Annotated in this window: 18 protein-coding genes and 4 pseudogenes; 19 read left to right on the top strand and 3 right to left on the bottom strand. The window is 66.9% G+C overall.

From position 1 onward, the window contains the following. Nucleotides 1–643: 643 nt before the first annotated feature. On the top strand, nucleotides 644–1,009 hold the full coding sequence (locus BSF38_RS10175) for a DnaJ domain-containing protein (protein WP_076345293.1): 366 nt from the start codon (nucleotides 644–646) through the stop codon (nucleotides 1,007–1,009). 1,290 nt (nucleotides 1,010–2,299) lie between these two features. Here the strand turns inward: BSF38_RS10175 and BSF38_RS10170 are convergent. The 3 genes from BSF38_RS10170 to BSF38_RS10160 all read right to left on the bottom strand — a co-directional run bounded on the left by BSF38_RS10170 (nucleotide 2,300) and on the right by BSF38_RS10160 (nucleotide 4,354). Beyond that, nucleotides 2,300–3,667, bottom strand: coding sequence for a universal stress protein (locus tag BSF38_RS10170; RefSeq protein ID WP_168189358.1), 1,368 nt, complete (start codon nucleotides 3,665–3,667; stop codon nucleotides 2,300–2,302). Between the two features lie 161 nt (nucleotides 3,668–3,828). Then, nucleotides 3,829–4,035 (bottom strand): hypothetical protein, encoded by a 207-nt coding sequence (locus BSF38_RS10165; RefSeq protein ID WP_076345289.1) that lies wholly within the window; start codon nucleotides 4,033–4,035, stop codon nucleotides 3,829–3,831. Nucleotides 4,036–4,039: 4 nt separating this feature from the next. After that, nucleotides 4,040–4,354 (bottom strand): BON domain-containing protein, encoded by a 315-nt coding sequence (locus tag BSF38_RS10160; RefSeq protein WP_076345287.1) that lies wholly within the window; start codon nucleotides 4,352–4,354, stop codon nucleotides 4,040–4,042. Nucleotides 4,355–5,374: 1,020 nt separating this feature from the next. Between BSF38_RS10160 and BSF38_RS29925 the strand changes: the two genes are divergently transcribed. The 18 genes and pseudogenes from BSF38_RS29925 to BSF38_RS10075 all read left to right on the top strand — a co-directional run bounded on the left by BSF38_RS29925 (nucleotide 5,375) and on the right by BSF38_RS10075 (nucleotide 24,826). After that, entirely contained in the window at nucleotides 5,375–6,121 is a 747-nt protein-coding gene (locus BSF38_RS29925; protein ID WP_099091967.1) for an RNA polymerase sigma factor, read from the top strand. Nucleotides 6,122–6,338: 217 nt separating this feature from the next. Beyond that, a complete protein-coding gene (locus tag BSF38_RS10150) occupies nucleotides 6,339–6,584 on the top strand; it encodes a hypothetical protein (RefSeq protein WP_076345285.1) in 246 nt (81 codons plus the stop codon). Between the two features lie 2 nt (nucleotides 6,585–6,586). Next, entirely contained in the window at nucleotides 6,587–7,615 is a 1,029-nt protein-coding gene (locus BSF38_RS10145; protein WP_076345283.1) for a zinc-dependent alcohol dehydrogenase family protein, read from the top strand. A 367-nt stretch (nucleotides 7,616–7,982) separates the two neighbouring features. Continuing rightward, complete coding sequence (gene mgtA, locus BSF38_RS10140) at nucleotides 7,983–10,499, top strand: magnesium-translocating P-type ATPase (RefSeq protein WP_076350730.1); 2,517 nt, start codon at nucleotides 7,983–7,985, stop codon at nucleotides 10,497–10,499. A gap of 233 nt (nucleotides 10,500–10,732) precedes the next feature. Then, nucleotides 10,733–10,932: pseudogene (locus BSF38_RS32645) on the top strand (2Fe-2S iron-sulfur cluster-binding protein); the annotation flags it as partial. Nucleotides 10,933–11,028: 96 nt separating this feature from the next. Next, nucleotides 11,029–11,445 (top strand): 4Fe-4S binding protein, encoded by a 417-nt coding sequence (locus BSF38_RS31685; RefSeq protein ID WP_210405738.1) that lies wholly within the window; start codon nucleotides 11,029–11,031, stop codon nucleotides 11,443–11,445. Between the two features lie 19 nt (nucleotides 11,446–11,464). Further along, nucleotides 11,465–11,996 (top strand): annotated as a pseudogene (locus tag BSF38_RS10130) (NADH-quinone oxidoreductase subunit B family protein). 109 nt (nucleotides 11,997–12,105) lie between these two features. Continuing rightward, nucleotides 12,106–13,149: pseudogene (locus tag BSF38_RS32640) on the top strand (Ni/Fe hydrogenase subunit alpha). 24 nt (nucleotides 13,150–13,173) lie between these two features. Further along, nucleotides 13,174–13,590 (top strand): hydrogenase maturation protease, encoded by a 417-nt coding sequence (locus tag BSF38_RS10120; protein ID WP_076345281.1) that lies wholly within the window; start codon nucleotides 13,174–13,176, stop codon nucleotides 13,588–13,590. Nucleotides 13,591–13,960: 370 nt separating this feature from the next. Further along, nucleotides 13,961–16,708 (top strand): annotated as a pseudogene (locus tag BSF38_RS32635) (bifunctional acetate--CoA ligase family protein/GNAT family N-acetyltransferase). A 55-nt stretch (nucleotides 16,709–16,763) separates the two neighbouring features. After that, nucleotides 16,764–18,353 (top strand): bifunctional aminoglycoside phosphotransferase/ATP-binding protein, encoded by a 1,590-nt coding sequence (locus tag BSF38_RS10110; RefSeq protein WP_076345279.1) that lies wholly within the window; start codon nucleotides 16,764–16,766, stop codon nucleotides 18,351–18,353. A 198-nt stretch (nucleotides 18,354–18,551) separates the two neighbouring features. Next, nucleotides 18,552–19,157 carry a P-type ATPase actuator domain-containing protein gene (locus BSF38_RS31655; protein ID WP_210405701.1) on the top strand — a complete coding sequence of 202 codons (606 nt, stop codon included), beginning with the start codon at nucleotides 18,552–18,554 and terminating at the stop codon, nucleotides 19,155–19,157. A gap of 341 nt (nucleotides 19,158–19,498) precedes the next feature. Then, nucleotides 19,499–20,125, top strand: a complete 627-nt coding sequence (locus BSF38_RS10100) for an Hsp20/alpha crystallin family protein (protein ID WP_168189357.1) — start codon at nucleotides 19,499–19,501, stop codon at nucleotides 20,123–20,125. A gap of 99 nt (nucleotides 20,126–20,224) precedes the next feature. After that, the gene (locus BSF38_RS10095; RefSeq protein WP_076345274.1) at nucleotides 20,225–20,878 is read left to right on the top strand and encodes a BON domain-containing protein; all 654 of its coding nucleotides are present in this window, start codon (nucleotides 20,225–20,227) and stop codon (nucleotides 20,876–20,878) included. A 138-nt stretch (nucleotides 20,879–21,016) separates the two neighbouring features. Beyond that, nucleotides 21,017–21,994, top strand: coding sequence for a ribose-phosphate diphosphokinase (locus tag BSF38_RS10090; RefSeq protein WP_076345272.1), 978 nt, complete (start codon nucleotides 21,017–21,019; stop codon nucleotides 21,992–21,994). A gap of 17 nt (nucleotides 21,995–22,011) precedes the next feature. Beyond that, the gene (locus BSF38_RS10085; RefSeq protein WP_076345270.1) at nucleotides 22,012–22,698 is read left to right on the top strand and encodes a phosphoribosyltransferase; all 687 of its coding nucleotides are present in this window, start codon (nucleotides 22,012–22,014) and stop codon (nucleotides 22,696–22,698) included. Next, nucleotides 22,695–24,053, top strand: coding sequence for an erythromycin esterase family protein (locus tag BSF38_RS10080; protein ID WP_076345268.1), 1,359 nt, complete (start codon nucleotides 22,695–22,697; stop codon nucleotides 24,051–24,053). Before BSF38_RS10085 ends, BSF38_RS10080 begins: the two co-directional genes overlap by 4 nt. 71 nt (nucleotides 24,054–24,124) lie before the next feature. Beyond that, on the top strand, nucleotides 24,125–24,826 hold the full coding sequence (locus tag BSF38_RS10075; protein ID WP_237170824.1) for a dienelactone hydrolase family protein: 702 nt from the start codon (nucleotides 24,125–24,127) through the stop codon (nucleotides 24,824–24,826). Nucleotides 24,827–24,878: the final 52 nt, after the last annotated feature.

The raw sequence follows: 24,878 nt of genomic DNA, 5'->3' as shown, positions 1-24,878 counted from the left end.
GATGATCGATTGGATTCGCACTCATGTGTTCAACGAGGCGGAATCTCTCGCTGAGCGGGGGACCGAATCCAATTTGGAGCCGGGGTCTGTGACCCCGTGGCTCTAGACTTGGGACCTCCCTCACTGAGGCCGGGCGCAAGCCTCTTGCAGCTGGGGGCCCCATCCCAGCACTCCGAAACCCATCCTGAGCGTAGCAAAATAGGCCCCGCGGAAGATCGTCGCGGAACTCGTTGACGAGACATCGCGTCGACCGCCGATGCATGACGTCGGATGGGCTGGACCACCTTTCGTGACGGCTTTCTTGGTCGGCTCGGCATGAGTTTTCTCACCGTCCACGAGGTCGCCGGGCGACTGAGCGTGTCGAACGACGACATCTATCGGCTATGCTCTCTAAATAGAGGGCGGCCTTGCCGTTCCACAAGTTCGGCGTCGGACGAGGGACCATCCGGCTCCCCGAAGAAGCCCTCGACGAGTCTCGCGGCAGGTCGGTGGTCGAGTCGTTCGTGTTAGCCTAGAAGGTCGACGGGAAGCCGCCGTCCATGCAAGCTTTGAAGTACCGCAAGAAGACGTGGTGACGGTCGGGCCGCCGGGGGGCGTTTCGCCGGCGGGGCGGCCTGTCGTGTCAAGGTGGGAGGGGGCAGGGATGTTCCTGCGGTTCAGGAAGATGCGGGGAAAGACCTACTGGCAGGTGATCGAGTCGTATCGCGACGGGAAGCGACTTCGGCATCGGACCGTCTTCCGTCTCGGCGCGTATGAGACCCGCGAAGCGGCCCAGCTCGCCTGGGATGAAGCAGTGGCGAAGCAGGAAGAGTCTCGCTCGGGGGCTGAAGGAGATCGCGAGGCCTGCCTCGCCGCGCTCGGCCTGACCTTTCCGACGACGCTGGAGCAAGTCCGGGCCGCCTATCGCCGCAAGGCCGTGGAGATCCACCCGGACCGAGGCGGAACCCATGAGGCGATGGTCGAGTTGAACCAAGCCTACCAAGCGGCACGGGAGATGGTGGAAGCCTGACCGCCGCCACGAGACGCCGACCACAAAACTCCTGACTCAAACAGGGCGCGTTTGTAGGGAGGGCGCTGCCCCCCCCCAAGATGCAAACGTGCGTTGCCACCAATGGGCTCCATGAGCCGAGCCAAGTTTGGTGCTGTACGGGCCGATGTGCACGTCCTGGTCGATCGGCTTGAGGTGCCGATATGACCGTGGGGAGGTGAGTAAGCTCGAATTTGAGCTTTCGGGGAGAGGTACGGAGTGGGCAGCGGGAGAGCGATGACGTTGCCCCTCGCCAAGGATCTCGTCGCCGACCTGCGTGTCGATCTGGACCCAAGCCTCTTCCGTGACCGTCCTCCTAACTCAACTGTAACGGATAATCCGTGTCTGCGGCGTCGCGCACGTATATCCTGAAGGGGCCGGGGGATGCGAGCTCGGCGAAAGGGGGGGCCATGTCGATCCTGGATCATCCGAAGTCGCGGACTCTGCTGGCCGACGCGTCGTGACGACCGAGGCCGTCGGCGAGCGGCTCGGGCGGTTGGAAGAGTTCCTGCGGTGCTATATGCCGCGGTTTTTTCCGCGTCGAGCAGCGGCGGACCGCCGCGCTGGTCCTCCGCGGCCGGCTGGGGGGGGGAACGCAAGACCTGCGAGCTGATCGCAATCCGCAGCGTCGGCGAAACCCGGGTCGACTTAGGCCCTGACCAACGCCGGCCCCGACGTCCCACTGGACCAGGCGGCTCGAGCCCAGCGGAAACGCCATCGCTCGAGGAGGTGTTCGAGGCGGCCAAGGGGGAGGTCGGACTGGCCCACCACGAGGTCCGGAGCTGGGTAGGCTGGCATTCCCATATGACCCTGTCGTTCGTCGCGTTGTGGTTCCTCCTCCTGGAGCGGCGGAGGATCGGGGGAGAACCCCGGCGGCGATCTCGCCCAGAGTGCGCCAGATCATGACGCGACTGCTGCGGCTCGACGGGCGGCGACGGCCGAGGAAACGATCCGCGTCGTCAACCGAGTCCTGCGGCGCAACAAGGAGGCGCGCATCTACCACTGGCGCAAATCCGCCAACCGACTCCCTCCCCGCCGCTCCCCGCCAGCCGCGCGATTCGACCCGGGGTGAGCAATCAAGCATCCGCTTGAACGGTTACAGTAGAGCTCTGGGGCATAGCGGCTATCCGGAAATCCCAGCCGCCTGAGCCCTGGGAAGCTTAAGTAGGAATGTCCTTGATAACTGGAAGGAAGAGATGGTTTGCTGCGTCAGGCGATGCGACGGCTTCTTTCGGAATGATGGAATCTCGGGTTGCAAACCGGTGCGGTCGTTCATGGGACGTCTCTTCGGGGTAGGACGGCGACCCTCCCGTGCGCATCGCCCTCCATGGACGCTTCGTCCTCGAACGCCAGGAACTTGTGGAAGTCTGGGTCGGGCGGGAGTGACCTGCCGAATTCCGCCGCATCCTCGACGGCCCGATCGATCGCATCCCTCCGCCAGTCGCCGCCGGCGTTGTCGCGGGCCCGGCCGAGCAGGAGCGTCAGGTGATTCACGCCTTCGGCGTCCGTGTCACCCTCGCCGACGACCTCGGGGAACTCGTGATGGTGGACGTAGGAGACGGGGTGCCCCGTGCAGGGGCAGAGGCCGTGCAGGACGACGATCTTGTCAGCGTCGGCCTTCGGGGGGGTGGTGTGCTGTTCAATCGTCGGGACGAGGCTCGACTCTTTCTCGCTACGGGGCGGCCCCACCTTGGTGAAGGCCGGGTCCATCGGGTCGTGCGAGGCGACGGTGCGGACCGGAGTCTTCACGACGAGGAGCGGGCACTTCGTCCGCCGCAGCACCTCCTCGGCGACGCTGCCGAACAGCAGCCGATCCAGCCCTCTGGATCCGTGTGTGCTCATGATGATGAGGTCGCAATGGGACTCGTCCGCGACGCGGAGGATCTCTTCGGCCGGGCGGCCCGAGGTCGATCTCCACTCCACGGCGACGCCCGTCACCGCATCGCAGCAGGTTCTCAGCCGCTTGCGTGCGTGCTTCCTTAATACCACCTCGGCGTCGTACGCCGCGGGCAGCTCGCCCGACCATATCGGCTCTTCCAATTCCTCGACGTGAAGCAAGATGACCCGCGCGCCGGAATCGCGAGCCAAGGAGATGGCCGTGTCGAAGGCGTAGTTCGCGTTCTTGGAGAAATCCATCGGGACCAAGATAGTGCGGACCGGAGACCCCCCCGCCTCTTGGAGCGTCTCCGCCTCGTCGCCGGATTCGGACTCGGCGTCATCGGCAGGTACGCGGATGGCGAGCATGGAGACCTTCGCACGGCGCATAACCTGCTCGGTTACGCTGCCAAGTAGCAAGCGGCCCAGGCCCGTGCGTCCGTGGGTGCCCATGACGATGAGGTCGCAATCGGAAGCCTCGGCGACGCGGAGGATTTCCTCGGCGGGCGCGCCGCGCGTCAGCCTCTTTTCGAGAGTCACTCCTCGCGCAGGCTTGCAAAAGCGATCGAGCCGTTCCTCGCACGCCCGTCGGAAGGACTCCTCGGCGTGCGAACTCGGGGGCGGGTCGTCGGAACACAGCAGCTCGACGTTCACCACCACCAGGCGCGCCCCATGCTCGCGGGCCAGGGCGGCGGCGGTGCTGAGGGCGTGATTCGACTGCGGCGAGAAATCGGTTGGAACCAGGATGGTGCGGATCGGGGTCATCTGTCGGCTCCTCAGGAATGCCGGACGGTCCGTGCGGGCAAGCGCTTCCGGCGGGGGCATCGATTCAGAGTGGGCGATGAATTTGTCGGGACGGCCCTCTATTTTCAAGGGTCCGGGAGAGCGGTCGTTCGGCACCTTCCATGAAATCCGCTGCACAGTTTTCATCTGCCTGGCGGTGCTGCCGCCAATCGGAGATCGGCGGAAACGCCGGCGGAGGACGGCAGCAGCTCGGCGCGGTGAACCCGGCCGCCGCGGATCTCGAGAAGCGGGATGCCGATCGTCCAGCCGACGGCCAGCGACTCGTTCGTGCCGGGCTTGGGGCCTGCAGGGTTCGGGCTCCTTAATTGCGTGCGACGGATCGCCTTCATCAGATCAGTCGATGAGCCGAACACTTGAGGATCCGGCTCGTGCGTTGCTTGATGTGACGACGTCGATCCTGTTGACGACCGAATGAACGCCCGCAGCGTCCATGGCTGCCATCTGGGCGACCTGTTTCAGGTAGTATGAGGGCACGCGTCCTCGGAGCAGCGCCACGCCATCCGTCACGTCGCACGCCACATCCTTTAGCGCCGAGTAGCCACAGCGTCCGAGGGCGGACCTGATCGCCTCGGCGAGTTTGGCGGGGCCGTCTGCGACGGTCGGGTCTTGCGGAGAGAGCGTTGAAGATGGATGTCGGGGCGTCAGCACGGTGCCGTCTCCTTTGGGCCGGCGACGAAAACACGTCGCCGAGGCCGAAGAAGCGGCAGCCATTACCGCGAAATCAAGTCAAACCCAGCGTGCGACCGCCCGGGTAGGGTCGTCCGGTCGTGGGACGGGAAGCAAGGCGCAAGAAAAGAGCCCCGTCCTTGCGCTATTCCGCATGGAGGGGCCGCCATAGCCGAGCGTCGAATACCCATCTTGAGCCTCGACACCCTGAGCATAATCCGCGTATTGGGTCTGTCAAGATGCAGCTGGGGAAAAATCGACATATCCCGGAGCGGACGACGCAGGCCGCGTCGCATCGGCTTCCCCGGAACATTCGGTGGCCGCATTCGAGCGAGAGATGCTTGCGAAGAACGGATCATGATGTGGTCGTTTTCATGGCGTAAGAGCCTTTTGCCAGGCCCCACTGCAACAGTTTTCTAAAGTTTGCAGATTGTCATGAATACGCAACAAGCTACATTAAGCATGCCGTTGGGATTTCGTCTCAACGTGGACTGAGGCGAGGCTGACGCACCACGGCTTCTATAGGCGGATAGAGGCTGTGGAAAACAACCTGCCCGACGGTCCCGACATCGGTGCCGGCCAGAAGCCCGAAGCGGGGCATCTCCGGGTTGATCATCATTGAAGCCCGAGGCGGAGGAACGAGGAACCTATTACCGGTTCGCCCGACACTCCACATTCGGAGCCGCTCGCTCGGTCGCCCTCGGCCCGGCGTGAGCCAAGGGCGCGGCCGGGGTCGACCGGATCGGTCCGGCGAGAATGCAGGTTGACTCCGGACGGCCCGCGTTCTAGAATCCTCACAATCATCGCTCGTGACGGGCGATGCAACTCGGCCATGGCGGCCCCCCTGTGCGATCCATCACAGAGGCGGGCTTTTATTGTGCGCCCTCCGACTCGACGATCGGATTCAAGGGCCGCCTCCCGCTCTCGCCCTCCGGCTACGATGGCCTCCGCAGTCTTTATGCGGTCCCGGGCCCACCGCCCAGGACCCCGGGAGGTGGACCCATGTCCTTGTCCGCGACGCTTTATTCACCAACCCGGAGCGATCGGCTCCGTGTTGGATCCGGACGTCGATCGCCTCGCCGGCCCACCGCGCCAGGAGGGGAAGCGACATCCCAAACTCGCCGACCGAGCCCCGCGGCAGAGGCGACGGACGACCTCGAGTCGTCGAGCGACGAGGACCTGCTCGGCCACTATCGGGAAGACCGAGAGCCCGAGAGCCTGGCCGAACTCTTACGCCGCTACTCCGGTGAGCTGCACCGTTACCTCGCACGATACCTCGGCGACGCGATCCTGGCCGAGGACGTGCTCCAGGACGTATTCCTCCTGGTTCACGCCAAGTGCAGCCTGTACAGGGACGGGTGGCCGGCCCGGCCGTGGCTGTACGCAGTCGCTCGCCATCGCGCGATCGACGTCCTGCGGCGGGCCCGGCATCGGCCTGCGCTCCGGCTCGACTCGCCGCAAGTGGGGGATGATCCCGGTCCCCTCGCCGAACTGTTGGCCAGCACTGAGCCGGGGCCGCTCGAGGAGTTGCAAGAACGGGAGCGTCAGCGGTGGGTCTGCGAGAGCTTGGCCCGGCTGCCGGAGTTGCAGCGCCAGACGCTGGAGCTGTCCTACTACCAGGGTCTTCCGGACGCCGAGATCGCCTGCCTTTTGGGGATTCCCCTCGGCACGGTCAAGTCGCGGCTGCATTGCGCAATCGCCCGACTGCGCGTTCTGGCCGAGCGGTACAATCGGGCGGGGGAGCCATGAGGCCATGAAGCCCACGAACCTGCTGGATTACGCCCTCGGCCGGCTCGAAGGCATCGACTCGCCAGGCCTCGGCCCCACAAGCACAATCCGAGGATCACAGCGATCACCCGGACGCGGATCCGTAGTGCGCGTGTAACGGACCGAGGCCGACGTCCAAGTCCTTAGCGATTCCCCTTGCCTGTTCCGAGTCTTCCATCTCACTGAGGAGAGATGCGCGATGTTGATCCCGATGGCGAGGACGGGCCCGGACCTGGGGAGCGAACCCGGTGCGAGTTCGGTGGCTTTGATCTGGCTCATCCGGGCCCATGTCCGGGTCTGCTTCGACATGCTGCTGACACTCGAAATCCGGATCCGCGGCTGGGCCGGCATTCCCCTTTGCTCGGCACGTGGGGGTCGGAAACCCGGCGAGGGTGAGGTTATGCCGGTCAAGGTTGAGGCCGGCAACGATTCGGGGGTGTTCTGACGATGCGGGCAATGCTGCTGAAGGCCGTAGGCCCCCTATGGGCCAACCCGACGCCGCTCGAGTCGGTCGACTGGCCCGATCCGGTGCCGGGGCCGGGCGAGATCCTGATCCGGGTGAACGCCTGCGGGGTCTGCCACACCGAGCTCGACGAGATCGAGGGGCGGTCGCCGCCGCCACGACTACCGATCATCCCGGGCCATCAGGTCGTGGGCCGGGTCGAAGACCTGGGCCCAAGCGCGGAGGGCTTCCGGGTCGGCGATCGAGTCGGAGTCGCCTGGATTTTCTCTGCTTGCGGGCGATGCGCCTATTGCCGCCGGGGCCTGGAGAACCTATGCAGCCAGTTCCGTGCGACCGGCCGCGATGCGAGCGGCGGATACGCTGAGCGGATGACTGCGCCTGCGGCCTTCGCCCACGCGATCCCGGACGTGTTCGACGACGAGGAGGCCGCGCCCCTCCTTTGCGCCGGGGCCATCGGCTTCCGATCGCTCCGTCTGACCGGCATGGAAGACGGCCAAAGCCTGGGCCTGACCGGCTTTGGCGCGTCGGCGCATCTCGTGCTGAAGCTGGTCCGCCACAGGTTTCCCGGCACCCGGGTCTTCGTCTTCGCCCGCACCGAGTCGGAGCGAGTCTTCGCTCGGGAGCTCGGCGCCACCTGGGCGGGCGACACCGCCGAGCGTTCCCCGGAGGCGCTACACGCCATCATCGACACGACCCCCGCCTGGACGACGGTCGTCGAGGCACTCGGGAATCTCGAGCGTGGCGGGCGGCTGGTCGTCAACGCGATCCGCAAGGAGGAAGCCGACAAGGAGGCGCTGCTGGGGCTCGACTACCCGAAGCACCTCTGGCTCGAGAAGGAGATCAAGAGCGTCGCCAACGTCACCCGCGCCGACGTGCGCGAGTTCCTCCGGCTGGCGGCCGAGATCCCACTCAAGGCCGAGGTGCAGGAGTATCCCCTGGAGGAGGCGAACCGCGCCCTGACCGAGATGAAGGCGGGGATCGTTCGCGGGGCCAAGGTCCTGCGGGTGGCCTGAAACTTTGCAAAGCTGCGATCGCCGCTGGTGAATCCCAAAGGTCGACGAAAAACACCCGCCCGTCGGGAATCCCGTGAACTTCTCAGCCACGAGTCGCGTTCTGGGCTCTTGAGGCTGACGGCCGCTCATGCCGCGCGATCAAGACCCGGCTGAAGCGGCCACGCCATGCGAGACCTCGGTTGGTCGTTTTTTTGGCAATTGGCCTTCGCTCGACGAACAAACCCGTGGAGTGATCGCGATGGGCGCGAGCCGAGGTCGACATCCCGAGGTTTCCTTTCCGGGGAAGCCGGTCCGCGCGGCTCGGCGTGCGAGGAGCATCTCGGGCACCGAGTCCGCTAAGTCCTCTATGGTCGTCGACGAACGAGGGATGGCGGACTTCTGGAGCCTCGACGCCGCGGATGTGCTCCGACGAACCGGTTCCGACCGGCGGGGGCTGACGGGTGAAGAGGCGAGACGGAGGCTCGCGCTCCGGGGCGGACGGGCGATCCGGCGGAGCGGGCAAGGCCGGCTGGGCCTGCTTTTCTCCCAGTTCAAGAGCCCGATCATCCTGATCCTGGCCGTAGCGGCCTGCATGTCGGCCTCGCTCGGGCAGCTCACCGACGCCCTCATCATCCTGACGATCGTCCTGGGGAGCGGCTTGCTCGGCTTCTGGCAGGAGCGCGGGGCCGCCGACGCCGTCGAGACGCTGCTGGCCCGAGTCAGGATCAAGGCCGCGGTCTTACGGGACGGCTCGGAGGCCGAGATCCCGGCCGAGGAGGTCGTGACGGGGGATCTCGTCGTGCTCAACGCCGGCGACGTCGTCCCGGCCGATTGCCTCGTCCTTGAGTCCACCGACCTCCATCTCGACGAGGCGACCTTGACGGGGGAAACCTTCCCGGTGGAAAAGGCCACGGGGCGGCTCCCCGAGGGGACGGCGCTCGGACGGCGGAGCAACTGCCTCTTCATGGGCACCCACGTGGTCAGCGGCTGTGCCAAGGCCCTTGCCGTCCACATCGGCGCGGAGACTGAGTTCGGCCGCGTCTCTGGCCGGATGGGTCGGGAGCGGCCCGAGGCCGAATTCGAGCGCGGTGTCCGACGGTTCGGCTACTTCCTCATGCAACTAACGCTCATCCTGGTCCTGGTCATCTTCGCCGTCAACGTCGCCCTGGGGCGCCCGGCCCTCGACGCCCTCCTGTTCTCTACGGCGCTGGCCGTCGGGCTGACCCCCCAACTACTGCCGGCGATCGTCGGCGTCAACCTTGCGCACGGTGCTCGCGAGATGGCGAAGCAGAAGGTGATCGTCAAGCGGCTCGCCTCGATCGAGAGCTTCGGCAGCATGAACGTCCTCTGCTCCGACAAGACGGGCACGCTGACCGAGGGGGTCGTCCGGCTGCAGGGGGCCCTGGACTTCGCGGGCCGCCCCAGCCAGAAGGTCCTGTTACACGCCTTCATCAACGCCTCGTTCGAGGCCGGGTTCTCCAACCCGATCGATGAAGCCGTCCGCGCCCACCGATCCTTCGACCTCACCGGCTTCCGCAAACTCGGCGAGGTCCCCTACGACTTCGTCCGCAAGCGACTCAGCGTGGCGGTAGAGCGGGACGGCCGCCGCTTCCTGGTCACTAAGGGGGCCCTTGCGAACGTTCTGGAGGCTTGCACGCGGGCCGAGGGGGTCGGGGGCGAAGTCGTCGAGCTCGCCTCCGTGCGTCCCGAGGTCGAGCGGCGTTACGCGGAGCTGGGCGGCGGCGGGTTTCGCGCACTGGGGGTGGCGTACCGTGACTTCGGGACCGAATCGCGCCCTACGAGGAGCCACGAGGCGGACATGACGTTCCTAGGGTTCCTAGTGCTCCACGATCCCCCGAAGACCGGGATCGACGCGACCATACGGGAGTTGGGGCGGCTCGGTATCGCCCTGAAGGTCATCACGGGTGATAACCGGCTCGTCGCCGCGACGGTGAGCAAGCTCGTGGGGCTCACCGGCCCAGGCATCCTCACAGGGCCAGAGATCGCCCGGATGAGCGACGCCGCCCTGACCCGGAGGGTCAGCGAGGTCGAGATCTTCGCTGAGATCGAGCCCAACCAGAAGGAGCGGATCCTCCTCGCCCTCAAAAAGGCCGGAAACGTGGTGGGTTATCTGGGCGATGGGATCAACGACGCCTCGGCCCTGCACGCCGCCGACGTCGGCATCTCGGTCGACTCGGCCGTGGACGTCGCCAAGGAAGCGGCCGACATCGTCCTCCTGGAGAAGGACCTTGGCGTCCTGGTCGAGGGCGTCCGGGAGGGGCGCGTCGCCTTCGCCAACACGCTGAAGTACGTCTACATGGCCACGAGCGCGAATTTCGGCAACATGCTCAGCATGGCGGGGCTCTCCCCACTCATCTCGTTCCTGCCACTTCTCCCCAAGCAGATCCTCTTCATGAACCTCCTGACCGACCTGCCCGAGATGGCCATTGCCACCGATGGCGTCGACCCCGAACTGACCGAACAGCCGCGGCGGTGGGATGTCGGCGACATCCGTGACTTCATGGTTGTCTTCGGGGCCTTGAGTTCGCTCTTCGATTTCGCCACATTCGGCGTTCTGCTTCTCGCCCTCCGCGCCGCGCCTGGGGAATTCCGGACGGGATGGTTCGTGGAGTCGGTGATCTCGGCTTCGTTGATCGTACTCGTGATCCGCACGCGGCGGCCGTTCTTTGCAAGCCGGCCCGGCCGGACACTCCTCGCAAGCACGGCCGTGGTCGGCCTCGTGACTCTGGCTCTTCCCTACACCTCGCCGGGGCGGGCACTGGGATTCCAGGCGCTGCCGGTTGGATTCCTGCTCGCAATGGGGGCGATTGTCGCCTCCTACGTTGCCGCGACGGAACTCGCCAAGAGGGCCTTCTACGGGCGGAGGAGGCCGCATGCGCCTTAAGCGATCGCCACTCGGCGCCGTACGCTATGATGACCGCAACTCGGGCGAGACCGAGGGCGTTGTCCGAGTACCTCAAGAATCCCCGCCGGTGCTCGAAACCGTGGCAGGGATTCTTCGTGCAGGCGCTACACCACGCCGTCCCGTATCGCGTCGCAGGTGGCGCGGTTCACGTCGCCACCTCGCCGTAAAGAAGGCTTCCCGATTGCTCCGAGGCAGAGTTCCGTTCCACCGAGATCCCCACAAGGAGAATTTACGACACGGCGTCGAAGACCCTCACCATCGACGGCAAAGCTGTCCGCGTCCCTGAGGACGCGACAGTCCTGGAAGCGGCCCGTGAGCCGGGATCGCGGCGCCGACGCTCTGTCACCTGGACGGGGTCGCCGATGTCGGCACTTGCCGGCTCTGCGTGGTCGAACTCGGGGACGACGGCGGGCCGGTCCCCCCGGCCTGCATGATGGAGGCCGCCGAGGGGATGCAGGTTCGGACCGAGTCCGATCGGCTTCGTGGCTATCGGCGGATTGTCATCGAGATGATGCTGACCGCACGGAACCAAGCCTGCGCGGTCTGTGGCGCCAACGGCCATTGCGAGCTTCAGGACCAGGCCGCGGCGCAGGGCGTCGACCACGTTCGCTTTGATTACTTCAATCCGGTCTGCGAGGTGGACCTCAGCCACGAGCGTTTCGGCATCGACCACAACCGCTGCATCCTCTGCACGCGCTGGGTGCGGGCATGCGCCGAGATCGAGGGGGCGCATGCCTGGCATCTCTCGGGCCGAGACACACTCGCCCGAATCGTCATCGACTCGGACCGGCCCTGGGGCGAGTCATCCACTTGCACCTCGTGCGGCAAGTGCGTCATGGCCTGCCCGACGGGCGCGTTGTTCCATCAAGGGGACACGGTGGGGGAGCTGGCGCCCGCGGCCGCGACCGCCTCCTTGGCCTGGTGAGTATGCGGGAGAAGGCGTCGTGAGACTGATGAGGCTGGCCACCGTCTCGCTCAGCGGCTGCTCCGGCTGCCACATGTCGTTCCTCGATATGGACGAGTTCCTCATCGACCTCGCCGGGCGTGCGGATCTCGTCTATTTCCCGTTCCTCGACGTGAAGGTGTACCCCGAGGGCCCTGGTCGAGGGGGCGGGTGCCAACGAGGACCATCTCGATCTGATCCGCCGGGTCCGAAAGCAGACCCGAACACTCGTTTCTTTCGGCGACTGCGTCGTGACGGGGAACGTGACCGTTTTACGCAACCCGTTTGGCGACGCCGGGGCCGTCCTGAGCCGCGTCTACCTCGACAACGGCGGCCTCGGCCCGCGGGTCCCCGAGGATCAAGGGATCATCCCGAGGTTGCTCGACCTCGTGACCCCGGTCCATGCGATCGTGCCGGTGGGCGTGTGTTTACCGGGCTGCCCGCCGCCCGCGACCCGGATACGCGATGTGCTAGAACAGCTCCTGGCAGGTAAATCGGTCCACCTGCCGGCGAGCGAGATCAGGTTCGGTTGAGTTGAATCGAATAGATGTCCATGGAATTGAATTGGATTATGCAAGTCGCAACCCCGGTCGATAGACGTCCGATTCGCCCCCCCAGGACGCTTAGGAAAGGGGACAGCCGATGGGTCAGAGGATTACTATCGACCCAGTCATGCGGATCGAAGGCCACGCCAAGATCACCGTCCAGCTCGACGTGGGGCAGGTCACGAATGCTCGATTCCACGTGACGGAATTCCGCTGTTTCGAGAAGTTCTGCGAGGGTCGGCCACTCTGGGAAATGCCGGGGATCATGGCGCGGGTCAGCGGGATCTGCCCCATCAGCCACCAGCTCGCCTCGTCCAAGGCCGGCGATGCGACCCTGGGGGTGGCTCAACCCGCCGGCCGCCGAGAAGCTCCGGAGGATGTTGAGTCTGGCGCAGATCGTTCAGTCGCACGCCCTGAGCGTCTTCCACCTGAGCGGGCCGGACCTTTTGCTCGGCCTGGACAGCGATACGGCCCGGCGCAATATTTTCGGCCTGATCGCGGCCGAGCCCGAAATCACTCGCAGCGGCATCCTCCTTCGCCAATTCGGCCAGCAGGTCATCGAGCACGTGGCCCGCAGGAAGATCCATCCGCCGTGGTCGGTGCCGGGAGGGGGCCGCGAGCCGCTCTCCTCGGCCCGTCGAGACGCCATTCGCACCGGCATTCCCGAGGCGGCTCAACTCGCGCGGGCGGCGCTCGACCTTCGGCGACTTCCCCTCCCTCGTTCTCGGCCTGGCGGCGATCGAGCGGATCGGACGCCTGCTCGACGACCCCGAGATCCTCTCCGACCATGTCCGCTCCCGCAGCGGAATCAATCGGACTGAGGGGTCGGGGTCAGCGAGGCACCCCGCGGAACACTGTCTCATCATGATCGCGTGGATGATCGATGGTGATGACTTATATCAATCTCATCATCGCCACAGGCCAGAACAATCTGGCGATGAACCAGGCGATGGGTTAGATAGCCCGGCACTTCATCTGCCGCCCCCAGATCTCGGAGGGCGTTTTGAACCGGCTGGAGGCGGGCGTCCGCGCCCTCGACCCGTGCCTGAGCTGCTCGACCCATGCGATGGGCATGATGCCGCTGCACGTCCAACTCCTCGGCCCGTACGGATCCATTTATGACGCTGTTTTGCGGAGCTGACCTCATGAATAGCCCCCCGAATCTGTGATCATCGGCTACGGCAATCTCCTGCGGGGCGAGGACGGCGTGGGCCCGCGGGTGGCCGAGGTCGTGTCGGGATGGAGGTTGCCGGCCGTGAGCATGCTGATCGTGCATCAATTGGCCCCCGAGCAGGCCGAGCCACTGGCGGCCGCCAACCTGGCCATCTTCGTCGATGCGGGCGTGGCTCGCTCTTGTGGAACGACCCGGGAGCGACCGTTGGAGCCAGCCGGTGTCGGGACCGCGATCGGCCACACCGGCGATCCACCGTCTTTGTTGACCTTGGCTCGAATCGCCTTCGGACGTCACCCTCGCGCCTGGTCGATCACGATACCGGCCATGAACTTCGCCATGAGCGAGGGGCTTTCGCCCACTGCCGAGTGCGGCATGGACGAGGCATCCAGCACATCGCGCTTCTGGTGAACCGAGAGGTGGAGAAGGAGCGATGGACTCGGTCGGAGTGACGCAATACAGCGGTGGAGATCACCTGGGATCCGGCCGCTCGGCAGGTGGTCGGCGGGATCCAACGTGCCGCCTCGAACGTATCGCGGCGTGCTCGGGCCGGCTGCTTCTGCGCGGACGGCCAGACCGTGCGGCTGGCCTTCGGATTTGAGTCACGATTTCCCTGGAACGGCACCCGCCTGTCGATCCGGAAGAAAACGGTCGGCCAGGGCAACGGACTAGCGGATCCTCATCCGCTGGCCAATCCGGATTGTGAGAGTCCTCGCCGAGCCGTGCGCTGCCCTACGCCCCCGGGACGGCCGTCGTCGTATACCGAAGAGGTTCAGTATGGATGACTCGAGCGCTTTGCTCCCCCGATCTCACGCGAGATGTGCCCCAGAGCGGGGCAGCCCGGCTGGACTCGATTTTCGTGCTCCGGACCGTCGCACTGATCGGTGTCACTGAGAGGGCTGGCAATATGGGACGCACGGTCATCGAGAGCCTCGCCGGCAGTCCACTCGGCGAATCCGTGTTCCCGGTCAACCTCAACCGGCCGAGCGTCCTGGGGCTCAAGTCGCACCCAAGCATCGGGGCCGTCCTCCGGTGGGTCGACCTGGCCGTCATCGCCACGCCGGCGCCGACGGTGCCGGACCTTGTCGGCGCGTGTGTCGAGTCCGTGGGCCGCGGGGTGGTCATCCTCTCGGCCGGCTTCGAGGAGAGCGGCCTCGAGGGGGCCGCGCTCGAGCGTCGGGTCGCCGAGCAGGCCCGGCGCGGGCGGATGCGGATCGTCGAGCCGAATTGCCTGGGCGTGATGAACCCGTGGAACGGTCTGGACGCCACGCTCGCCAGTGCCACGGCCCGGCCCGGCTCCATCGGATTCCTCAGCCAGAGCGGGACGCTGTGTACCGCCGTGCTCGACTGGAGCCTACGTGCCAACGTCGGATTCAGCGCCTTCGTCTCGGTCGGCTCGATGCTCGACGTGGGCTGGGGGGACCTGATCGACCACCTTGGCGACGACCCACGGACCGAGAGCATTCTTATCTACATGGAGTCGGTCGGCGACGCGCGGTCGTTCCTTTCGGCGGCGCGCGAGGTGGCGCTGGCCAAGCCGATCATCGTCCTCAAGGCCGGGCGGACCCAGGCCGCGGCCGCGGCGGCGGCGGCGCACACCTGGGGCCTCACAGGGAGCGACGAGGTGCTCGATGCCGCCTTCCGCCGTTGCACCGTCCTGCGGGTCGACCGCATCGCCGAGCTGTTCTCGATGGCTGGGGTTCTGGGGCTCCAACTGCGCCCGCGCGGGCCATGGCTGACGATCCTGACCAACGCCGGGGGGGGCCGACGTCCTGACCGCCGATTCAGTTATCGGTTGCGGAGGCGAGCTGAGCCCGCTTTCCTCCGAGACAAGGGCGGCACTCGGCCGGGTTCTGCCGCCCAATTGGAGTCGCGGCAACCCGATCGAAGTGCTCGGAGACGCCGGCCCCGACCGCTACGCCGCGGCGCTGAAGGTCGCCACGAAGGACCCTGACACCGACGGCCTGCTCGTGATCCTCACCCACCAGACGATGACCGACCCGACCCTGACAGCCGAGCGCCTAAAGGAGTACGCCCGGGTCGAGGGGAAGCCGGTCCTGGCCAACTGGATGGGGGGGGCCGGCGTCGCCGCCGGCGAGGCCATCCTCCAGGGTGCCGGCATCCCGACATTCCCCTACCCGGACACCGCCGCCCGCGCCTTCGACTACCTCTGGCACGACAGCTGCGACCTCCGCGTCCTGCACGAGCCCCCCACGATCGCGGACGACCCCGAGGCGGACCCGACCGCTAGGGCGCGGGCCGCGGGCCGGGCGATCCTGACCGAGGTCGAGTCGAAGCGTTTGCTCGCTATCTACGGCATTCCGACCGTCGCGACCGAGGTCGCACAGGCCGAGGAGCGGGCCGGCCGGCTCGGCTACCCGATCGTCCTGAAGCTCCACTCCGATCCGAGACCATCACGCACAGGTCCGACGTCGGCGGAGTGCAGTTGAGCCTCGCCGACGCCGTACGCCGGGCCTACCAGTCGATCGAAGCCGCAGTGCGCGAGCGCGTGAGGGCCAGGAACTTCCAGGGGGCGACCGTCCAGCCGATGATCAAGCTCGACGGCTACGAGCTGATCGTCGGAAGCAGCTGCGACCCGGCCCTCCACTTTGGCACGGGGGCCGAGCTCGTCGAGGTCTTCAAGGACCGCGCACTAGGCCTCCCTCCGCTCAATACGACGCTCGCGCGGCGGATGATGGAACGGACGCGGATCTACACCGCCCTGCAGGGGGGCCGGGGTCGCAAACCAGTCAACCTAGCCGGGCTGGAGCGGATCCTAGTGAAGTTCCGCCGGCTCGACATCGAACAGGACGGGATTCGGGAGATCGACATCAATCCTCTGCTCGCCTCCCCCAACGGCCTGCTCGCTCTTGATGTCCGGGTCGTCGACCAAGGGCCGGACGCCGCCGGGAACCGCCCTCCCGGGCCGGCCATCCGCCCGCATCCGAGCCGCTATGTGATCCATTGGTCCTCGGCCGACGGCACGTCGGCCGTCGTCTGTCCGATCTGGCCGGAGGACGAGCCTTTGGTGGTCGAGTTCCATCGGGCCCTGTCGTACCAGAGCGGCTACAGCCGCTATTTTCAGGTATTGAAGCTCGGCGGGCGCGTTACGCTCAAGCGGCTTTCGCGCATCTGCTTCATCGATTACGACCGCGACCTCGTCCTCGTGGCAGACCACAGGGACCCGGTGACCGGGGCGCATCAGATTGTGGGGGGAGGGCGACTGGGCAGGCGGCACGGCTCGGACGAGGCCGAGTTCGCCCTGATCATCCGCGACGAGTCCCAGGGCCGTGGTCTCGGCCCGGCACTCTTGCGAGAATTGATCGGAGTCGCCCGAGACGAGGGCCTGCGCCGCATCGCGGCGGATATCCTGGCGCAGAAACATGTTATGCAGCACGTCTGCTCGAAGCTCGGCTTCCGCTTCCGCCCTGGGCCGGATACCCTCGTCATCCGGGCCGAACTCGACCTGGCAGGCGAGCGGCCCGATCCGCCGGTAGGAAAGGGGAGCGGAATGAGGTCCGAGGTGTAGTCCGTTCGTATCCGAATCGCATTCGGCGCCGGGAGCGAGAAGGGATGTGCGGCCGATGGAACTTGCAGGCCTTATCGCGGCCCTCTCCGACCCGGCCGCCTATCCTCATCCGGTCGGCGCGGTGGAGGTCCGACAAACCCACATCTCGGTCGTCTTCCTCGCGGGACCCTTTGCTTACAAGGTGAAGAAGCCGCTCGATCTCGGCTTCCTCGACTACAGCACCCTGGCCCGCCGCCGCCACTTCTGCGAGCGGGAAGTCGCCCTGAACCGCCGCCTCGCGCCCGCGGTCTACCTCGGGGCCGTCCCCGTGGTCCGGGACGGCTCGTCCGTGAGGATGGACGGCCAAGGCGAGGCGATCGAGTGGGCGGTGAAGATGACGCGTCTGCCCGAGGAGGCCACGATGCAGGAGCGCCTTCGCCGCGAGGAGGTCGGCCTCGAACAAGTGGAGGCCCTGGCGGCCCGGGTCGCCGCCTTCCACGCCCACGCCGAAGCCGGCCCGCACATCTCGGCCGCCGGCCGGTATGAAGTGGTCGCCCGGAACGCGAGGGAGAATTTCGAGCAGTCGGAGGCGCACGTGGGCACGACGCTCAGCCGGGCTGTATTCGAGAGGCTGCGGTCGTTGACCGAGGAGGCCCTGGCCCATCTCCGGCCCACCATCGAGGGACGAGCCGCTCGGGGCGTGCCGCGCGACAGCCACGGCGACCTGCGGCTCGGCCACATCTATCTCTTCCCCGAACGAATCCCCCCGGACGACCTAGTCATCGTGGACTGCATCGAGTTCGGCGAGCGGTTTCGTCACGCCGATCCGGTGGCCGACATGGCCTTTCTCGTCATGGATTTCGCCCGCCACGGCCGGAGGGACTTGGGGAGTGCCTTCGCCGAGGCCTACTTCCGGGCTGCGGGCGACGGGGAGGGGCGGACGCTGCTCCCCTTCTACACCGCCTACCGCGCCGCCGTGCGGGGCAAGGTCGTGGGACTGATGCACGCGGAAGGCGAGGTTCCGGCGGCCGATCGGGCGGAAGCGCTCGACAAGGCCAGAGCCTGCTGGCTCTTGGCCCTCGGTGTGCTGGAGGTTCCGCGCCGGAGGCCCGGGCTCGTCCTGGTGGGAGGACTCCCCGGCACGGGAAAGTCTACGCTGGGCCGCTCCCTGGCCGTGTGGTCGGGCCTCGCCGTGATCCGCTCGGACGTGGTACGAAAGGAGCTCGCCGGCCTCGACGATGAAGAACCCGCGCCGTCTGAGTACCGGAAGGGGATCTACAGCCGCGAGTGGGACGAGCGGACCTACGCCGAGTGCTTGCGGCGAGCCGAGACGCTGCTTTTCGAGGGAAGTCGGGTCCTAGTAGATGCGAGCTTTGGCAGGGAGGCGGATCGTCGCCGGTTCCTCGACCTGGCGACGCGCTGCGGCGTGCCGAAGGTCTTCCTCCTCTGCCGGGCTGAGCCGGCCGTCGTCCGCGCTCGGCTCAAAGACCGCCGGCGTGACGCCTCCGACGCCGATCAGTCCATCTACATGCAGGCCGCCACGATCTGGGAGGATCCGGGCCCTGGCACAAGGCGCGCGACATGGGAGGTCGACGCCGATGGGGACCGAGCACGAGCGACGTCTCGGGCGGTCGAAGTTCTCAGAGAACTCGGACTCGAGGGCTGAACCATGCGGCGGCTATTGTCGGAACCGGATGCCATCGGCGGGGCCGCAAACAAGTGTCCATCGCGATCTTCACCGCGGCGGCGATCGCGATCCACCTCCTACTCCGCTTCGGAGTTCAGACGGCCGCCGAGATCCGAGGACTTCCCCTCGACCGCCTCCCCCTGGTCGTTCGGCGGCGGTGGCCTCGTCTTCGGCCTCTTGACCAAGTTGTTGCGGCGCGAGTTCGGTTCCGACCTCTTGGCCGGGATTTCCATCGTCGCCTCGGCTCTCCTCGGGGAGTACCTGGCCGGGGCATTCGTCGTCCTCATGCTCTCGGGAGGCGAAGCCCTCGAAGCCTACGCCGTGGGCCGTGCATCCTCCGTGCTGGAGGCCCTCGCCCGTCGCATGCCCTTGCGGGCCTATCGCAAACAGGACGGCGGCCTCTCCGACGTCCCGCTGGCCGGAGTCGCCGCTGGGGGCGAACTGGTGATCCTACACCACGAAATTTGCCCGGTCGACGGCACCGTCCTAGACGGCCGAGGAACGACGGACGAGTCCTTCCCCACCGGAGAACCCTATCAGATGTCCAAGGTGCCCGGTTCGCAGGTGAACTCCGGGGCGATCAACGGCGTGACAGTCCTCACCATCCGGGCCGAGAAGCGCGCGGGGGACTCCCGCTACGCGAGGATCATGCGAGCGATGAGGGCGACGGAGCAACACCGGCCGCGGTTGCGTCGGCTCGGCGATCACATGGGTGCAATCTACACGCCCCTAGACGTCGCCCTCGCCGCTTGGGCGGCGAGCCGATCCGCTTCCAGTCCGTGATGGTGGTCGCGAAGCCCTGTCCGCTGCTCACCGCCATCCCACCGGCGGAGTTCTCTATTCGTCACCCCTGTATGCCTCGACCTCGTGGGCGGCGACCGAGGAAAAATCTCCGGCTCACAAGAATCTCGTGAACTTTCTCCCCCAAGCTGCGTTTCGAACTCTCGAAGTGATTGATCGCTCGCGACGGGCGATCAAGTCCTGGCCAAGGCGGCCCCGCCGTGCGAAACCTCGAACGGTCGGGGTCTTTCTTTTTGGCCGCATAGCAGCGGATGCCGGGGCTTCCTTCGACTCGGTCGTCGGGAGCATCGTTTCCAAGGTCAATCAACAACGAGGAGCAAGCCATGTTGGAAGTGAAAGAGCCCCCCAAGGCGAAGGCGGAAGTGCCTCAGGGGGAGGCGAAGGTCGCGACGAGCCTCTCCGTGGCTGACGCGCGAAGTGGAGAGAAGCTCGCACGACGCAACTCGCCCCTGGCGTTGCGAGCGGGCAGCCCGTTCGCCTTCATCCGGCGGTTCGCCGAGGAGATGGACAGGCTGTTCGAAGACTTCGGCGTCGAGCGCGGCCTGCACGTGCCGTCCTTCATCACCCGCGGGCACGAGCTGCTACGGCGCGAGGCCGGACTCGTCGAGGCCGACTGGTCACCGCAAGTCGACGTCAAGGAGCAGGACGGCCGGCTTCTCGTTCGCGCTGACTTGCCCGGGCTGACCAAGAACGACGTCAAGGTCGAGCTCACCGACGACACCCTCACGATCCGAGGCGAGCGGAAGGAGGAGAAGAAGGAAAAGCGTGAGGGCTACTCCTACAGCGAGTGCAGCTACGGCAGCTTCTACCGCGCCATCCCATTGCCCGAGGGGGTAGACGCCTCCAAGGCGACCGCGGAATTCCGCAACGGTGTGCTCGAAATCGCCCTGCCCTCGACTCGGCGGCCGGAACCGCAGGCCCGCCGCCTGGAGATCCAGGAGAAGAAGTAGGCCGGCCGCAACCGTCGTCGCGGGCGGCGAGCCTCGGAACGGGGGGGCGTCCGCTTTCTCGAGCTTGAGCTTGAACGACCCTAGATCAGGAGACTTGAGATGAAGGACGACAAGGAATTGCAGCGTGACGTCCTCGATGAGCTCCAGTGGGAGCCGAGCGTCGACGCGGCCGAGATCGGCGTCACGGCCCGCGACGGTGTCGTGACGTTCACCGGCTGCGTGCCGACTTACGCTGAGAAGGTAGCGGCCGAGCGGGTGGCCAAGCGGATCCACGGAGTCAAGGCGGTCGCCAACGACATCGAGGTTCGACCGATCGGCACCGGCGAGCGCACCGACACGGAAATCGCCCAGGCGGCGGTCAACGCCCTGCGGTGGACGTCCACGGTACCGGGCGAGCGCGTCAAAGTCGCGGTAAGCAAGGGTTGGATCACCCTCGACGGCGACGTCGATTGGTGCTACCAAAAGGAGGCCGCCGAAAAGGCTGTGCACAGCCAGATTGGTGTGCGGGGGGTGATCAACCAGATCACGATCAAGCCGAGGGCGTCAGCGTCCGACGTCAAATCCCGGATCGAGGCGGCCTTCCGGCGCAGCGCCGAACTGGACGCGATGAAGGTCCAAGTGGAGACCCATGACGGCAAGGTGACCCTGCGCGGCGACGTCCGCTCCTGGGCGGAGCGGCAGGAGGCCGAGAGGACGGCCTGGTCGGCGCCGGGCGTCGTCCAGGTCGAGGATCTGATCACGGTCTCGCCCTGAGCAAACCACGAGGCGCGCCGGAGGGACGGCCCCGCGCCGTCGAGCGGGCCCGTCGCGGAGGTCGGTCAGGTCCCGAGACGATCGCGTCATCCCGAATGGACTGGTTCCCCGGACGGCGAATTACAGGACGCCCCACCGATGACCCCGGACTGTCTCCTCTTCGCCGGCACGGCCAACCCCGCCCTGGCAGCGGCAATCGCGGCCGAGCTCGGCGTGCGGACCGCCGCTTGCGCCATCGAGAGATTCCCCGACGGTGAGGTCTCGGTGCGCCTCGACGAGTCCGTACGCGACCGCGAGGTCTACCTCGTGCAGCCGACGGCGCCGCCGGTCAACGACCACCTGGTTGAGCTGCTGGCCTTCGCCGACGCCTGTCGACGCTCGGCCGCCGGGCGGATCACGGCCATCGTGCCGTATTTCGGCTACGCCCGATCCGATAAGCGGCACGGCCGGCGCGAGCCGATCGCGGCGAGCCTCGTGGCCCGGCTGATGCAAGCGGTCGGCGTCGGCCACGTCGTCACCGTCGACCTGCACGCGGCCCAGATCGAGGGCTTCTTCCATATCCCCGTCGACAGCCTGACGGCCGTACCGACCCTCTGCCGGCCCCTGAAAGATTGGCTGCCAACCGGAGCGGTCGTCGTCTCGCCGGACGTCGGCCGGGTGCAGATGGCCACTGACTACGCGCATCGCCTTGGGATACAGGTCGTCGTCCTGCACAAACGCCGCTCCAGCGGGACGGAGACCGAGGTGACCCACGTTGTCGGCGACGTGCGCGGCCGGCCCTGCCTGATCATCGACGACATGATCTCCACCGGGGGCACGATCGCGCGGGCCGTCGAGGCCCTACTGGCGGCCGGCGCCCGCCCCGAGATCACCGTCGCCGCCACCCACGGACTCTTCGTGGGGGAGGCCCGGCGCAGGCTCGGCCACGAGGCCGTCCTCCGGGTGCTCGTCACCGACTCTGTTGTAGCGGCCGATCCGGCGTGGCCGTCGCTCCAGATCGTCTCGGTCGCCCCGCTGCTGGCGGCGGCGATCCGCAGGATCCAGTCCGGCGGGTCGCTCGGCGATCTGTTCCAAGACGCTCCATGCTCGGTCCAGGTCGCACCGATGATCCCTTGAGATCGCGAGGAAACACCATGCCGACCGCATTCCGAGACCGGACCGAGGCTGGCCGTCTGCTGGCCGAGAAGCTCACCACCTTTTCCGGCCGTCCCGACGTGCTCGTCCTGGCCCTGCCGCGCGGCGGTGTCCCGGTTGCTTACGAAGTGGCGCGGGCGTTGGACGCCCCACTCGACGTCTTCGTCGTCCGCAAGCTCGGCGTCCCGGGTCATGAGGAGCTGGCCATGGGTGCAATCGCTTCGGGCGGCGTCTGTGTCCTTAACGACGATGTGGTGCAGGCGCTACGCATCCCCGACCGGCTGATCGAGGCCGTCGCCGCCCGAGAGCTCCGGGAACTCGAGCGGCGGGAGCGGGTCTACCGCAACGGCCGCCCGATGCCTGGCGTGCGTGGCCGCACGGTGATACTGGTGGACGACGGCCTAGCGACCGGCTCGACGATGCGCGCCGCCGTCGCGGCGCTCCGCCGCCTCGGGCCGGCTCGCATCGTCGTGGCCGTCCCGACCGCGGCGCCCTCGACGTGCGAGGAGCTCCGCCACGAGGCAGACGAGTGCGTCTGCGAAATCACCCCCGACCCGTTCTACGCCGTCGGCCTGTGGTACGAGGATTTCTCCCAGACGACCGATGACGAGGTCCGCGACCACCTCGAGCGGTCCGCGGCCACGGTCGCGGCCGCGACGGCAACCGCTGAGGAGCCAGTACAATGACGACCATGGCGAGGAGCGATCTGACAGACGATCTCACGATCCGGGCCCTGCGCGAGGCCGCGCACCCCCTCGTCGGCGAGGCCGATGACTATGACCCGCTGCTGAATCTGATCGGCGAGGCGCGGTTCGTCCTCCTGGGCGAGGCGTCGCACGGGACGCACGAGTTCTACCGCGAGCGCGCCCAGATCACCAAGCGTCTAATCCTCGAGAAGGGGTTCACCGCCGTGGCCGTCGAGGCCGACTGGCCGGACGCGTATCGCGTCAACCGCTACGTCCGCGACCGAAGTGACGACGCCGAGGCCGTCGATGCGCTGGCGGGCTTTCGGCGGTTCCCGGCCTGGATGTGGCGCAACGCTGACGTGCTCGACTTCGTCGGCTGGCTCCGCGCCAACAACGATGAGGCCGGCCCCGGCCGAACCAAGGTGGGCTTTTACGGTCTGGATCTCTATAGTCTCCACGCCTCGATCGAGGCAGTGCTCGCCTACCTGGACAAGGTCGACCCCGGGGCGGCCGAGCGGGCCAGGGCGCTCTACGCCTGCTTCGACTACTACCGCGAGGACGCCCAGGCCTACGGCTTCGCCTCTGGGCTCGGGCTCGGCCCGTCCTGTGAGCGCGAGGTCGTCACCCAGCTCGTCGACCTGCGCCGGTCCGCCGCCGAATACGCGCTGCACGACGGCCGGATCGCCGAGGACGATTACTTCTACGCCGAGCAGAACGCCCGGCTGGTGCGAGACGCCGAGCAGTACTACCGCACGATGTACCGCGGCGAGGTCTCCTCCTGGAACCTGCGAGACAGTCACATGGCCGAGACGCTCGACGCGTTGGTCGAATACCAGGGGAAGCAGGGCGGCCTCTCTAAGGTCGTGGTGTGGGCCCACAACTCGCACCTCGGCGATGCGCGGGCGACGCAGATGGGGGCCAGGGGCGAGTGGAACGTCGGCCAGCTCGTTCGCGAGCGGCACGGCCGCGAGGCGGTCTCGGTCGGCTTCACTACCTACGACGGCACTGTGACGGCGGCCTCGAACTGGGACGCGCCGGCGGAGCGGAAGCAGGTCCGACCGGCCCTAGCGGGGAGTTACGAGGCGCTATTCCACGACGTCCGACCAGGCCGATATCTGCTCTGCCTCCGCGGCGACGACCGGGTAGCGGGCCTGCGAGGGCCGCGACTCGAGCGGGCCATCGGCGTGATCTATCGACCGGAGACGGAGAGGGCCAGCCACTACTTCCCCGCGAGTCTTCCGGCTCAGTTCGACGCCGTGATTCACTTCGATCGGACGCGGGCAGTCGAGCCTCTCGAGCGATCGACGGAATGGGAGGCGGGCGAGGTCCCAGAGACCTTCCCCTCGGGCGTTTGATCGCCGGCCATCCCTGTGGAAACGCAAGGTCTGCGAGATGACACCGATCTGCACGGAAGGATGGGCGAGCCATGTCGCCGGGAATGAACGCGGAGCGAGCGGGACAGGAAGTGCGGATCCCGACCTTCGAGATGCTCATGAGCGGGACGTTAGTCTTGCCGCGTGGCGCTTCGAGGGTGATCCTCTTCGCTCATGGCAGCGGCAGCGGGCGGTTCAGCTCTCGCAACCAGTTCGTCGCGGCATCGCTGCAGAGAGCCAGGCTGGGGACGCTATTGATCGACCTACTGGCAGAGGACGAGGCCAAGGACCTACGCAAAGTGTTCGACATCGAGCTGCTGGCGGCGCGGCTTCTAACCGCAGCCCAATGGCTGGCTCGCGAGCCCGCGACGCGGGGCCTGCGCCTTGGCTTCTTAGGTGCCAGTACCGGTGCCGCGGCGGCCTTGATAGCCGCGGCCCGCCGCCCCGAGCTGGCCGGCGCGGTCGTCTCTCGCGGCGGCCGGCCCGACCTGGCACGCGGCGACCTACCGGACGTCACGGTGCCCACGCTGCTGATCGTCGGCAGTCTCGACGAGGACGTTCTCGAGCTGAACCGGCAGGCGCCGGCATTGCTGCGCAGTCCGCGGGAACTCGTCGTCGTCCCCGGCGCGACGCACCTCTTCCCCGAGCCGGGGACCTTGGAGGAAGTCGCCCGCCTCGCGGAGCGGTGGTTCCTCCAGCACCTCGAGCGTGATTCACAACTCTCCCGCGATCGACCGGCCACAGCCGCCGAGTGAGTCTTCTTATTTAACGCCGAGTGAGTTTCCTTAGAGGGATCATCTTGGGAGC

It is taken from the genome of Paludisphaera borealis (assembly GCF_001956985.1).
Taxonomy (GTDB): domain Bacteria; phylum Planctomycetota; class Planctomycetia; order Isosphaerales; family Isosphaeraceae; genus Paludisphaera; species Paludisphaera borealis.
The sequence above is the reverse complement of the archived record's forward strand: the minus strand, read 5'-3'. Positions and strand labels throughout refer to the sequence as shown.